11 protein-coding genes and 5 pseudogenes are annotated in these 12,438 nt (G+C 63.6%); 10 read left to right on the forward strand and 6 right to left on the reverse strand.

Translation table 11 applies throughout. From position 1 onward, the window contains the following. Positions 1–103: 103 nt before the first annotated feature. The 6 genes and pseudogenes from SKC41_RS12265 (at position 104) to SKC41_RS31870 (ending at position 3,417) form a co-directional block, all read left to right on the forward strand. Positions 104–460 carry a helix-turn-helix domain-containing protein gene (locus SKC41_RS12265; protein WP_023363488.1) on the forward strand — a complete coding sequence of 119 codons (357 nt, stop codon included), beginning with the start codon at positions 104–106 and terminating at the stop codon, positions 458–460. Between the two features lie 151 nt (positions 461–611). Next, positions 612–1,277 (forward strand): hypothetical protein, encoded by a 666-nt coding sequence (locus SKC41_RS12270; RefSeq protein ID WP_023363487.1) that lies wholly within the window; start codon positions 612–614, stop codon positions 1,275–1,277. Between the two features lie 17 nt (positions 1,278–1,294). Further along, on the forward strand, positions 1,295–1,813 hold the full coding sequence (locus SKC41_RS12275; RefSeq protein ID WP_023363485.1) for a DUF6932 family protein: 519 nt from the start codon (positions 1,295–1,297) through the stop codon (positions 1,811–1,813). Next, on the forward strand, positions 1,810–2,796 hold the full coding sequence (locus SKC41_RS12280) for a hypothetical protein (RefSeq protein WP_023363483.1): 987 nt from the start codon (positions 1,810–1,812) through the stop codon (positions 2,794–2,796). The genes SKC41_RS12275 and SKC41_RS12280 overlap by 4 nt, the downstream gene beginning before the upstream one ends. A 65-nt stretch (positions 2,797–2,861) precedes the next feature. Beyond that, positions 2,862–3,265 (forward strand): annotated as a pseudogene (locus tag SKC41_RS12285) (sulfate ABC transporter substrate-binding protein); the annotation flags it as partial. Further along, positions 3,262–3,417 carry a deazapurine DNA modification protein DpdA family protein gene (locus SKC41_RS31870; protein WP_418887908.1) on the forward strand — a complete coding sequence of 52 codons (156 nt, stop codon included), beginning with the start codon at positions 3,262–3,264 and terminating at the stop codon, positions 3,415–3,417. The pseudogene SKC41_RS12285 and the gene SKC41_RS31870, both read left to right, overlap by 4 nt. Positions 3,418–3,465: 48 nt before the next feature. On the opposite strand, the gene SKC41_RS12290 is transcribed toward SKC41_RS31870, so the two are convergent. From SKC41_RS12290 to SKC41_RS12310, 5 genes and pseudogenes are all read right to left on the reverse strand, one after another. Continuing rightward, a complete protein-coding gene (locus tag SKC41_RS12290) occupies positions 3,466–4,470 on the reverse strand; it encodes a glutathione S-transferase family protein (RefSeq protein WP_023363479.1) in 1,005 nt (334 codons plus the stop codon). 232 nt (positions 4,471–4,702) lie between these two features. After that, positions 4,703–6,151, reverse strand: a complete 1,449-nt coding sequence (locus tag SKC41_RS12295; RefSeq protein WP_023363477.1) for an MCE family protein — start codon at positions 6,149–6,151, stop codon at positions 4,703–4,705. Positions 6,152–6,153: 2 nt separating this feature from the next. Continuing rightward, positions 6,154–7,311, reverse strand: a complete 1,158-nt coding sequence (locus SKC41_RS12300; protein ID WP_330978858.1) for a virulence factor Mce family protein — start codon at positions 7,309–7,311, stop codon at positions 6,154–6,156. A gap of 2 nt (positions 7,312–7,313) precedes the next feature. Further along, on the reverse strand, positions 7,314–8,657 hold the full coding sequence (locus SKC41_RS12305; protein WP_023363473.1) for an MCE family protein: 1,344 nt from the start codon (positions 8,655–8,657) through the stop codon (positions 7,314–7,316). After that, positions 8,647–9,231: pseudogene (locus SKC41_RS12310) on the reverse strand (mammalian cell entry protein); the annotation flags it as partial. The gene SKC41_RS12305 and the pseudogene SKC41_RS12310, both read right to left, overlap by 11 nt. Before the next feature lie 70 nt (positions 9,232–9,301). On the opposite strand from SKC41_RS12310, the pseudogene SKC41_RS12315 reads away from it, so the two are divergent. From SKC41_RS12315 to SKC41_RS31875, 4 genes and pseudogenes are all read left to right on the forward strand, one after another. Then, positions 9,302–9,625: pseudogene (locus tag SKC41_RS12315) on the forward strand (alpha/beta hydrolase-fold protein); the annotation flags it as partial. Positions 9,626–9,970: 345 nt separating this feature from the next. Continuing rightward, positions 9,971–10,354, forward strand: a pseudogene (locus SKC41_RS12320) (ATP-binding cassette domain-containing protein); the annotation flags it as partial. Positions 10,355–10,600: 246 nt separating this feature from the next. Then, on the forward strand, positions 10,601–11,353 hold the full coding sequence (locus tag SKC41_RS12325) for an SDR family NAD(P)-dependent oxidoreductase (protein ID WP_023363468.1): 753 nt from the start codon (positions 10,601–10,603) through the stop codon (positions 11,351–11,353). A gap of 63 nt (positions 11,354–11,416) precedes the next feature. Beyond that, positions 11,417–11,554, forward strand: a pseudogene (locus tag SKC41_RS31875) (ATP-binding protein); the annotation flags it as partial. Here SKC41_RS31875 and SKC41_RS12330 read toward each other — a convergent pair. Continuing rightward, the gene (locus SKC41_RS12330) at positions 11,545–12,411 is read right to left on the reverse strand and encodes an enoyl-CoA hydratase/isomerase family protein (RefSeq protein ID WP_023363464.1); all 867 of its coding nucleotides are present in this window, start codon (positions 12,409–12,411) and stop codon (positions 11,545–11,547) included. The pseudogene SKC41_RS31875 and the gene SKC41_RS12330 overlap by 10 nt on opposite strands. Between the last annotated feature and the right edge of the window lie 27 nt (positions 12,412–12,438).

Consider the following 12,438-nt stretch of genomic DNA (forward strand, 5'->3'; position numbering starts at 1 on the left):
CATCATGGTGACCCCTTCCCAAGTGGTGCGTGTATGCACCATTGGAGCAGAGGGGTCCGACACGTCGGCCTGCGGCGACGGTGGGGCGGGATATCGTGGGCCTGTGTCGCGCAGCAATGGTGACCGCCCACCGAGCGCATACGTCTTGCGGGGGTTCTGGCCGGACGCCGACCTGGACCCCGACGCGCCACCGTCGGCACCTGCCGCGCAGCAGCTCGCGCGTGCATTGCGCGCAGCCATGACCGAGACCGCCACCGGCCAGCGAGCACTCGCGGCGACCAGCGGAGTGGCCCACACCACCATCGGACGGATCCTGGCCGGCACCGTGCTCTGCGACATCGGCTCCCTGGCCCGCCTGGAACAGGCCCTGGGCCGACGGCTGTGGCCCGAACGTGACGACGTGCAAAGCCGCCCCCGCTCCAAGCACCGAGCGACCACCCGAAAGGCGAGTGGCGTCTGACACGTGAGGCAGGTTACAGGGTTGTAGTTCGATTGCAGGCCCGCCGATGCGGTGTGTTGCGCTTGACTCACGTTACAAGTGGCAGAACACTAGGTGTCGCGCGAACATACAGACGCGTCAACAGACCGAGCTAATGGGCGGTGGGCTGACTATGGGTAAGACCAGCAGATCGCTGATCGATTTGATCGACGTCGCCGCGCAACGTTACGGTGGGGCGTCCGGGCGCAGGCTAGCCGAGCTGGCGCAACACGGCGGGCATGACATTTCGCACGCGACGCTGAACCGGCTGCGGCAGGGCACGTATGCCACCCGGCCCTCGGATGCGTCGATTCGGGCGATCGCCTACCTGGCCGACGTGTCGGAGAATACCGCGTTCGCGGCGGCTGGGGTGAGGGCGCCGGGTGCGGTGGGGTATGAGCCGCCGTCTGAGGCCCAGCGCATGAACACCCGCCAGTGCAAGGCGATCGACGAGCTGATTCGGGCATTCATCGCCGACGACACCGGCGCGGTGGCGACCCGCAGCGACCTGACCAACCTCGTCGATGCGCGGCAACGGCTTGGGGCCGCGTTGAGCGCGGTCGACGTTGCTCAGCCCGCGACGGGCCAACTCGTGGCCGCCGCACAGGATGCGATGCGCTGCATCGACGAGACGCTGGACATTTTGAGCAACACCAGCGCGATGCCTCCGTCCTGGCACGGCAAGCCGCCGGAGGAGATGACCGACGCCGAACTGGACGAGGCCGCCGCGGCCGGGGACCCCTGGCCTGCGTACATTCGCACCAGGACGAAGGAGCGGATCGACGTCGACGGGGGGTAGACATGCTTCCGCGCTGCATGGGCGAGCACGGAACACTACCGCCGGGCATCCATCGGGCGACGTTGGACGAGGTACGCTCTCGATTCGTCGATGACGCTGCCGATCACACGCGCGAGCGGCGTGGCTTGATTCTGGATGCGATCCGGATTCACATCACCCTTGTCAGACAGTTGTTCTATCGTCACGAGATCACGATTTGGCTCAGCGGCGGCTTCTGCACCTATAAAGACGACACGCCCGGCGACGGCGATTTCGCCTGTCTGGTGCCAGCTCACGCGTTGGAGCAGGTACACGGTGATGCCGCACTGCCGCTGTGGACTCTCGGCTCGGTCACCGGCACCCTCGGGCACAGTGACCTGGTTGTGCAGACAGACAAGCTGCATTGCATGGGCGGGCTCACCGACGCCCTGGTGGTGAACCGCGACAACCCATATGCCGTTGAGCGGCAACGCCGGTGGTGGTCACGGGTGATCGGCCCCGATGGTGAGATAATCGACAGTGCGACAAAGGGCTTCGTGGAGGTGATCGATCAATGACCGGTCTCGGCCACCTCTCCGGCCTCAGCGACGACGACCTGCTTCGAGCCGCCATCCGCTATGAATACGAGCATTTCCCCGACACCGCGGATTTCGCACTCGGCCAGCTGTATTCGGGCACGGTACAAGGTGATCCGGCCGCAGAACGCGTCTGGGCCGAAGAAACCGCGCCTGAACAAGTCGAGCTCGACCTGCACTTGGAGGGCGCCGGGGTGCGGGGCCATGCCACCCGCGCGGACAAACTCGCAACCTTCGTCGCCGGAGTCAACGACGCCACCAAAGCGATCGTTCGAGAGAGACTTCAACTGAACGCGCTGAATCGAAACCTTCTCATACACGGGCTCGGTCCCGGCTCGGTGCGGGTTGTGCTGCGCGCCGACGCCCCACTTGACGGAGATGCGAAGCATGTACCACTCGGCGGCACAAGCCAATTCGCCTCAAGCCCCGATTCGGAGGCGCTGCGCACAATCGCCCGGCTGTTCACCAACGCTAGCTCCAGTGCCGCCGGAGTCGGCAGCGACGTGCGTGACCTACCGATCAAAGCGCGACGAGGCCTGCTGCGCTCCACATCCGCAATGAGAACAGCTGGATGGGACATCGCCGGACAGATACGCCAGCGCGGCCTCGGATCTACCGAAGTCGCCTTCACCCAGGCCGGAGCCGCGCTGCTTGGCAGCGAACTGAAAAACTACAACTACGACAGCGAACGCGGATGGGCGATCGGCACCATCGACGGTTTCCGCCGCAGCCTCGGCAGCCTATACCTCACCCCGTCAGGCACCAAAACCCCTCTGGCGGTCAACGTCAGCGACCCCGACACCCTCGCCGCCGCCGCGCGGCTGGCCGCCGAGGAGGGAGTGGTCGTGCAGGTGCAGATCGAAACCGTGCGCGCGCTCAGCAGTGAGGAATCGACTCGCATGACAACCAGCCGCAGCCTGCTGCAGATCGAACGTGCCGCCGAATCACTGCCCTACCCCGAATAACCTTGCTGCTGTCGGGCACGCGACGCGGCGGGCGGCCGCTGCCGTTAAACCACATCGAGCGGTTCATGAGGCACATCAGCAAGTCATGGGGCAGCGCAGCCGCATTGGCCGTTACCGCAACCCTGCTCGCGGGATACGGCGGGGGGCCGCCAGGTGATGTCGCCGGTGGCGACAAGCGGCCGACCGGTGAGACGACGCTACGCGTGGTGCCCACGCCGCGCCGAAGCCCGGCTGGAGCAAGACCATCCACGCCTTCGCCGCCACGCCGGAGGGCAGGGGAGTGGCCGTGACCACGTTCTACTACGGCGCCTCGGGTGATCAGCCGCGCGCCGTTGTCGACCGCAAGCCCGCCGACATCGTCAACTTCTCGGTGGAGCCCGGTGTCACCCGACTGGTCAGGGCCGATGAGGTAGCCAAGGACTGGAACGCCGACAACATCAAGAGCATCCCATTCGGATCAAGAGCATCCCATTCGCGGGTGGGCTCTGGGATTTAACGCTTTACGGTGGCTGGCATACCACGCCCGAGGAGTGTGTGGTGGCAGTGAAGCGCTATGACCGCGACTCAGACAGCTCGAATGCGCGGCCGCGAGGACTGTATGTGCGAGGACGAGGTCTGTGAGCTGGAGCAGGTACGCCGTGCTGTCTGGTGTGTCGAGACCGTCTGACACTATCGGGCTTCGGGCCCGTCGGGCATGTGTTCCCCCTCGGGAGTCGACTCAGGTGGTGTGCCGTCTCCAAACGGCCTACCGCCTAACTCTTCCCGGCCGTGCGGCGTGAGCCAGTTTGACAGGTCAGGACCCTTCGGCACGACTTGTGTCGGATTGATATCCGTGTGCACGATGTAGTAGTGCTGCTTGGTCTGCACGAAGTCGATGGTGTCGCCAAAGCCCGGTGTCTGGAACAGATCCCGCGCGTAGGCCCACAGCGTCGGCATCTCTGTGAGTTTCGACCGATTGCATTTGAAGTGGCCGTGATATACGGAGTCAAATCGGGCCAGTGTGGTAAACAGCCGGATGTCTGCCTCGGTGATGGTGTCGCCTACGAGATAGCGTTGGGTCTGTAGGCGCTCAGAAAGCCAATCGAGTGCGCTGAATAATCGGTCGTAGGCTCTGTCGTATGCATCCTGTGAGCTCGCGAACCCGCATTGGTAGACGCCGTCGTTGACCTCGGTGTAGATGCGCTGAGCGACGTCGTCGATCTCGTCGCGCCGTCGCTCGGGATAGAGCTGGGGGGCGCCCTCGCGATGGAAATGGGTCCACTGCGTCGAGAAGTCCACGGTCATTTGGGCGAAGTCGTTGGTGACCACTGCGCCCGTCGGCGCGTCCACGATCGCGGGCACCGTGACTCCCTTCGGATAGTCCGGTATGCGCTTGTTGTATGCGTCGCGTAAGAAATGGATCTTCAGCACTGGGTCGAGGCCACCTGGGTCGAGGTCGAAGGTCCAGCTGCGTGTATCGTGCGTTGGTCCGCAAAAGCCAATAGACAGAACCTTTTCCAGGCCGAGCAGTCGTCGCACAATGATCGTGCGGTTGGCCCACGGACAGGCCCGCGCGACGATCAGGCGGTAGCGGCCTGGTTCGACGGGATAGCCGTCGCGGCCGTCAGCGGTGATGCGGCTGCTGATGTAGTTGGTGTCGCGATTGAATTCGCCGGCCGCGGCGACATAGCTCATGGTTTACTCGTCCTTTTCAAGGGGTTACCCGATCTGGAATCGTGTGGGATTGATGTGGCCGTAGGTTTAGACGAGGGGTGCCGGTCAGGGTTTCGACCTGCAATCGGTTAGCCACCTCCGGCGTCCAAAGAGCGTCTTCGACCGATTGGGTATTAATGCCCATCAACACATCTCACGTTTTTACCTAGAACATTGGTGTAGCTCGCATGCGCTGCGCTCCACGTCGGATCGATCAGTCACCACCGCGTGGGATGAGCAAGTCCTGCCACGCGCGCGGCCGCCCGTCCCGAGCGAGATCGGTCTGCGTGTACTGCTTACCGTCGGGCCCGGTGTACGTGCCGGTTGCGGGGTCATACTGGGCGACCGCGATGGGTGGCGGTGCGGGGGGACCGGCTGGTGGCGGCGTCCCCGGCGGCTGCTGGGGTACCGACTGGCCGGACAGCGTGGCATTCGGGTCGCCCTTCCAGTTGTAGCCGTCGTTGAGAGGCACATAGTCCTCGTCGCTCTCGCACAACTTGACGGTGGGTGCACGCTTGCCTGGGCGTGTGATGCATGGGGCGTTACGCGCACCGCGCACGTCCAACGCCGAGTCTTGCGGCACCCGGCAGTACATGTCGCCCGCCGGCCGTTCGGGATAGTCCACTTCGCTGGGCGAGCGTACCTGTTGAGCGGGGAGGAAACCGGTGGTGCACGGCGGAGGGAGGTTGGCGTTGAGGTTGAACGACAGGAACAGTCCCTTGTAGTCCTGCTTGGTATCGCGGTTGGCGAGTTGGGCCGCCTGGAGCATTTCGATGTCCTTGGGGAACAGGACAAGGATCTGTTCGAGACTGGGTTGGTAGGTGACTGCCACCTGTTCGAGGTTGACGAGGTTGGCCAGGACCACGGGCAGCGTGGGTTTGAGCCGGTCAATCAGCTGGCGTGCTTCGGTTGTTGCGGCAGGCCCTCTGTCCAGCACGCCTTTCAGCGCGGGATCCTGTTCTTGCAGTTGGCGGGTGACCTCAGCGACGTTGGCCGCCCAGGCCCGGATCGAGTCCGAGGAGTTGATCTGACTGTCCAGCACGGGCTTGGATTGATCGATCACGGTGGTCAGCGAGTCGAGGTTTGCGCGCGCATCGGCGGCAAGGGTAGTTGCCCCCTTGACGATGCGCGCCAGTTCTGGCCCTAATCCTCCTATCGCCGTGTAGGACTCGTCGATCACAGTCTTGAGATCGCCGTGGGGGATGGCTTGCAGTCCGGCGTTGGTCTGAGCCAGCAGGGTGTTGATATCGGGGGGCAGCGTTGCGTGGTCGGCAGGTATGACGTCACCGTCCTTGAGCTTGGGGCCGTCGCCGGAGCGGGGGACGAGCTCGATGAACAACTCGCCGACAGCTGTCTGACTGTGCACATTGGCGTCGACGTTGGCGGGAATCTTGGTGTCAGACTTCAATGACAGCACCGCGTCGACTCCGCCGCCGTTGAGCCGAACGTCCTCAACGCGGCCGACTTCAACCCCGCGGTAGGTGACGTTGCCGTCTTTGTACAGCCCCCCAGACGATGGCAGGTTCACCGTCACCTGGTAGTGGCCGATTCCGAACAGCGCCTTGGGCAGGTCGAGGTATCCGATGGCCATCGTGCCTCCGGCGACGACTGCGACGACGGAGAAGACCGACAGTTGGCGTCTGACCAGCTTGCTGAGATACACGGTTACGGTCCCTGGTTGTAGCGGTAGGGCGCCAGTAGGGGGTTACCGGCGCCGTTGGGCGGCGCACTGTTGGTGCACGGACTGGGCAGCTGGCCAATGGTTCGGCCCCACTGCATCTCCAGCCATGTCAGATCGCATTCCCATCTGGTTCCGGTGAAGATGGAGCTGTCGATCCGGCTCAGCGTCAGGTCGACGACCAGACTCACGTTGGCGTAGTCGCCGCGGAACCACTTGGTCAAGGTGCATTTCGGGAACGGGAACGTGGGTATCAGGTCCAACGCATGTGTCAGCGCCGGGCCGGCGTTGGCCAGTGATTCCAGCACCGGCCCAAGGTCTTTGAGTTCCTGGACCAACGGTGCTTTGGTCTTGTTGACCGAATCGGCAGCCAGCGCGCTGAATTTGCCCAACTGGTCGACCGCGTCGATGAGATTCTCCCGTTCTCGATTGACCACCGCCAGGGCGTCGGGGATTGTGTCAAGGCCCTTGTCGAGAACCGGCTTCTGCTCGGCGAATTGGCCCAGCAGGCGGTTGAGACTGTCGCTGGCCGCGATGATGTCGCCGGTTTGATCGTTGACCCGGGTGACGAATGTGTTCAACTGATCCATCAGGCTGCGGAGGTCTCCCTCCCGCCCGGATAACGCGGTGCTCAGCGCGGTGGTGATGTCCTGTACCTTGGCGATACCTCCGCCATTGAGCAGCAACGAGGCGGTCGCCAGTGTCTGCTCGGTCGATGGGTAGGCCTTTCCCGATGACAGCGGTATCAGCGAGCCCTGATGAAGCCTGCCCTCAGGCGCTTCGTCGGTCGGCGGCGCCAGCTCGATGTGCAGCGATCCCAGCAATGCCGTCTGGCCCAGTGTCACTGTCGAATTGGCGGGTAGCGTGACATCGCCGTTGAGCTTCATGGTCACCAGCGCGTGCCAATCCTGGCGCTCGATTTTGGTGACTGTGCCCACCGTGACGTCACCGACGCGCACGCGTGAATTGGGCTGGATGTTGTTCACATCAGGCATCTGCGCCTGGATGGTGTAAGCCCCGGGCCCACCGCCTTCGGTTCCGGGGAGTGGCAGGGAATTCAGCCCTCGCCACCCACAGCCTGCGACCGCGGTGGCCGCCAGGATGCACGTCAGGACAGCGGCCGGTATCCGTCGCCAGCTGCGCATCGTCATGACCCCGTCCCCGCAGGCAGCATCATTCCCGCCAGCCCGGCTGCCGGGTCGGTGGTCTGCGGCGCCGGCCCGCCGACTATGGCCGCCGCATCTGTGGGTGCTGCCTGTTCGGCGGCCAACGGGGGGCCGGGTGGGGCGGGCGGCGCAGCTGGAGCCGGTTGCGGCGGAACGTAATCCGGGCGCATCCAGTCCTCGCTGTAGGAGATCTCGTTCGGGCGTGCCGTGGCGCCGACGAACGGGTTGAAGCCAAGCGGCGGGAAGTTGTACTGGCGGTTTTTCACGATCGGCGCCAGGTACTGCACGCACAGCTTCGCCGACTGTTCGGCACCCAGGCGTGATGCCGCCTGAATGGCGCCGCACAGGAAATTGATGGGGTCGGCGAAGTTGTTGACCGCGGCGATGCCGGTGAGGCTGCCTTGTGCGGGCTGATAGAGGTTGGCGGCGTTGGCCGCCGTCGTCGGCAGGATATGCAGGAGCTGTTTGATGTCGTCCAGGCTCTCGTTCAGAGCAGTCGAAACCGATGCGAGTTTGTCGGAGGTGGTGCCCAGCGCTTCGCGGTTGTCTGCAACGAAACTGCTGACCTTGCCGACCACATCATTGAGGTCTTTGACGGCGCCGGCGACCTCGCCGGGCTCGTCCGCGAGCAGTCCGGTGACCGAAGCGAGGTTTCCGTTGAGGGTCTCGAGCAGTCCGGCGCTGTCCTTCAGCGCGGTCACCAGCGTTGCGATGTTCTTGACGCTGGTGAAGATGTCGCCGCTGTGATCGCCGAGCGCCGAAAGTGCCTGGGACAGTTTGATGACCGCGTCCCGGATCGCTGGGCCCTGACCGCGGAGATTGTCCGCGGCGGTGTGAACCAACGCTCCCAAGGTGCTGCTGCCGCCAGGCTCGGTGGGCTGCAACGCCTGGGTGAGGCGTTCAAGCTGAACGCGGACGTCGTCCCATTCCACCGGAACCGCGGTGCGCTCCTGGGGGATGACCGCGTCGTTCTGCAGGGTGGCGCCGCCGGTGTAGGGCGGGGTGAGTTGGACGGCACGTGCGGTCACCAACGTCGGCGATACGATCACGGCCTTGGCGTCGGCGGGAACCGCGTACTCGCTGTCCAGCCAGAAGCTGATTTTCACCCGGGTGGGTTCTGGCTCGATCTTGTCGATCTTGCCGACGTTGACACCACGGATGCGGACATCGTCACCGGGGAAGATGCCGTTGCTGTTGTCGAAATAGGCAACGACATGCGTGCGATTCGAAGCTCGAATGAATTGCACGACAACGTATCCCCCGACCACGACGAGGACGACCAGCGCCGCCGTCAGCGCTGCCTTGACTCTGCGGTTATTGATCATTGCCCGCCTCACTGGAGGCCGTCGGTTCGCCGGGTGCGGGTACGAACACCGGGCTTGGCGTCGGCGGCGTTGATGCGTTGGGATCGGGTACCTGCTTCGCCGGTGGACCGGGAGGTGGACCGCCAGGCGCAGGCGCGGGTGACGGCTCCCGGTAGGGATAGCAGCCGGGACCAGGTAGCGCAATTGCGGGCGGACCACATGCCTGGTCGCCGGGGTTTCCGGTGATCGCGTCGGGCAGCGTCATCCGCGGTTCGCCAGCCTGCCCGGTGCGCGGGTAGGGCGCCGGAAGAGCCGGGGTTCCCGGCTGACCCGTCTGCGGGTCGGTGCGTTGCGACGGCAGCAGGACGTTGGGGTCCAACCCGAGGTCGGAGAATGCGGAGTCGACAAATGGCTGAATGAATTGGCCTGGAATGAGATTGGCGATGTAGGCCTTGAAGAAGGGCCCCCCGGACAACACCTCGCCGAAACTCATCGCATAGGAGTTCAGTCCCTTGATCGACTGCTGGATCTCAGCTTTTCGGTTGTCCAGCGTCGCCAGTACGCCGTTGAGTTTGTCCAACGCGGGTTTGAGGGTCGCCCCCTCTCCCACCACATCCTCAGCACAAGTGACGAGAAACCCCTCCACCGTCATCACCTGACGAGACGTCCAACACCAGGCCATGTGGGGGGCCGCGCAGTTAGGTCGTTGGAAGTGGCATGACCCTGACGTGCACGTACCGCTGCTTGTCGACAATGACACCCGGTTGTGGGTCTACAGCCCATCCACTCTGACATGCAGTGATCCGGCGGCGATGATCGGCCATTGCGATCAGGCGCAGGGCTCGAATCGATCCTTTTATAACCACTACCGCAGCGCAGGCGGACGCAACGGGCACTTTGACATTGCCCAGGGTGGGCAACACGACTGGAACAGCTGGGCTCCCCAGCTGGCAGCCATGGCCCCCGACATGACCGCTACCATCCGATGACCATCGATCGCAACCGGGCGGCCCAAGTACTCCGGCGCGGACGAACTCCGGCCGCCACTACCGCAGGTGCGCTCGCCACGATTCTCACATGCGCGGCGCCGTCTACGGCACGCGCCGACACCGATAATCCGTGTTCGTTGGCGGCGACGTTCTTGTGCCAGTTCATACCAATCGTTCCGGAACTGGAGGACGACGTGGATCTGACTCAGGAAGAGCCACATATGCCGGTGGTCGTCCCCGGATCGGCGACACCATCGGCATCGCCGATGTGGCTCACGGGTGAGCACACAAGGCAACTGGTGGTAAGGCGGTTGAGGATAGGCGCCATGCACGAAGGGATGTCCGGTGGGTATTGATGTTTCGGTTGAGGGGTTGACGAAGTCGTTTGGGGCCCAGCGAATTTGGGAAGACGTCACGATGGAGATCCCCGCCGGTGAGGTCAGCGTCCTGCTGGGCTCGGGTACCGGTAAATCGGTGTACTTGAAGTCTTTGATCGGTCTGCTGCGCCCCGAGCGCGGCAAGATCATCGTCGACGGCACCAACATCATCGAGTGCTCGGCCAAGGAGCTCTACGACATCCGCACACTGTTCGGCGTCATGTTCCAGGACGGCGCGCTGTTCGGTTCGATGAGCCTGTATGACAACACCGCGTTCCCGTTGCGTGAGCACACCAAGAAGAAGGAAAGCGAGCTCCGCAACATCGTCATGGAGGAGCATGAACCACCAGGATCCTTCCCAACCCGGGGAACTCGATGTCGATCAGATATCTCGAGCCATGGACGCTCGACTTAATGCGTGATCCGTCGACGGTGCGGAATGGAGGAACCGATGGTCGGTTAGGCATGTGCCGACCCCTGGCGAGAACGTTGCGGTCACTGAATCATTCATCACCTCGTCGACCGCGCGGGTCGCGACCATGGGGTCAGCGCTTGGTCTGTTGTTGGACTTGCACTTTCGAAAGTATGGGAAAGTATTATGCCGAAATTCTCCGAGAAGACTGTGATCATCACGGGTGGCGCCGCGGGCATCGGTCTCGCCGCTGCTAAACTATACGCCGCCCAGGGGGCCAACGTTCTTATCACCGGCCGCCGACAGGACAGACTCGACGACATCGCACGCGATGACCGAGCCATCGTGGGGCTCGTCGCCGATGCTGGCGATGCTGACGACGTTTATCGGACCATCGATTTCGCGATGGCGCGGTGGGGGCGCCTAGACGTCATCGTGAACAACGCCGGAGCGGGCGTCCTCGCCGCGCTCGCCGACGTTTCGATCGAAGCAATATTCAACACATTCCGAATCAACGTGATCGGCCCTACTCTCATGGCTAAGGCGGCCCTTCCGCATCTGGCCCGATCACACGGCAGCATCATCAATGTGTCCAGTACATACGGGTCGAAACCTGCTGCTGGCTTGTCTCACTATGCGGCAAGTAAAGCCGCGGTCGAGCATCTCACGCGCTGCTGGGCGCTTGAACTGGCCTCCACAGGCATCCGGGTGAATGCGATCGCATCGGGGCCTGTCGAAACGGCATTTCTAAAGGAAAGGATGGGACTCAGCGAGGACGCGATAAAGGAAGTCAAAGCCCTGGAGACGGCAACCATTCCGCTGGGGCGGCGCGGCGTCCCCGACGACGTCGCAGCCTGGATCATCAAGCTGACCGATCCCGGTTCGGACTGGGTCACCGGTCAAGTTCTCGCCGTGGACGGCGGCCTCGCCGTCACATAGCTCCTCGTCACGGCTCCTTTTCGTACTCCACTATTGATTAAACCTTTGCACCCGAGTCCTATGACCGCGGCCCTGGCACGGCGAGTCGGTCGCGCTCGCTTCGAACAGCACAACACCTTCGAAGACTTCGACTTCACCCTCAGCCCCAAGCTGCCCGCCGCGATGCTCGATCTCCGCTGGGAGCTTACAGGTCACCGGGTTGGCAGTGTGCCCGGCGCGGCGCGGACGTCGTTGATGTAGTCGCCGAGTGTGAGCTCGAGTGGGCCGGGCTGTTGGAAGCCGTCTTTGAGTGCTTGGGCGATGATCGATGCGGCGGCGGGGCGCGCAAAGGCCCCGATGAGTGTGTCCATTTCGGAGAGCAGGGTCGCGTCGGCAGGTAGTGACGCGTTGTTCACGAACCGTTTGATGTCGGCGAGGGCGAGCAGGTCGAAGCGTGACACCCGATGTGCGAATGCGTCGACGAATGCGTCGAATTCGGCATCGGGGATGGCCCTGTTGACGTATCCGTAGCGCTCGGCCAGCTCACCGGTGAAATCGTGGCCGCCGAGGAGGATCTCCAGGGCCCGTCCGCGGCCGACTATCGTGGGTAGCCGGCTGGATGGACCACCGCCTGGGATGGCGGCGAAGCCGACTTCGAATTGTCCGAGGATCGCCCGTTCGCGGCTGGCGAAGCGGATGTCGGTGGCCAGCGCTAGCTCGCTGCCGGCGGCACGCGCTCGGCCGCGGATGGCGCTGATCGTCACGGCTGGCAATTTGCTGATCCGGATCAGCAGATTGGTCCAGTGATGAAACGGCGAGGGCGCGGTGGGCAGCGCCGTGAGTGGTGAGGGGTCGGCTGCGACGTCAACGTGGTTAAGGAAGAAGTCGGGGTTGGCGCTTTCGAACACGATGACGGCAACGTGGTGGTCTTGTTCGATTTCGGTGAGGAGTTGGTGAAGTTCGACGACCATCAGCGGGTCGACGAGGTTGATGGGCGGGTTGTCGAACGTGACCCGCCACAGTGCAGGGGTGGTGCGTGTGACGCTGAAGCGTGGCGAAGTGTCGGCTTGGGTGCTCATCGCGTTTCCTTGGGGTTGTGGGTGAAG

This window comes from Mycobacterium sp. 050128 (genome assembly GCF_036409155.1).
Lineage (GTDB): Bacteria > Actinomycetota > Actinomycetes > Mycobacteriales > Mycobacteriaceae > Mycobacterium.

Coding starts and splice junctions, on each gene's coding strand:
- SKC41_RS12290 (WP_023363479.1), bottom strand. CDS start 4,470: ATGAGCTATGTCGCCGCGGCCGGCGAATTCAATCGCGACACCAACTAC.
- SKC41_RS12330 (WP_023363464.1), bottom strand. CDS start 12,411: ATGAGCACCCAAGCCGACACTTCGCCACGCTTCAGCGTCACACGCACC.
- SKC41_RS12280 (WP_023363483.1), top strand. CDS start 1,810: ATGACCGGTCTCGGCCACCTCTCCGGCCTCAGCGACGACGACCTGCTT.
- SKC41_RS12275 (WP_023363485.1), top strand. CDS start 1,295: ATGGGCGAGCACGGAACACTACCGCCGGGCATCCATCGGGCGACGTTG.
- SKC41_RS12305 (WP_023363473.1), bottom strand. CDS start 8,657: ATGATCAATAACCGCAGAGTCAAGGCAGCGCTGACGGCGGCGCTGGTC.
- SKC41_RS12300 (WP_330978858.1), bottom strand. CDS start 7,311: ATGCGCAGCTGGCGACGGATACCGGCCGCTGTCCTGACGTGCATCCTG.
- SKC41_RS12325 (WP_023363468.1), top strand. CDS start 10,601: ATGCCGAAATTCTCCGAGAAGACTGTGATCATCACGGGTGGCGCCGCG.
- SKC41_RS12270 (WP_023363487.1), top strand. CDS start 612: ATGGGTAAGACCAGCAGATCGCTGATCGATTTGATCGACGTCGCCGCG.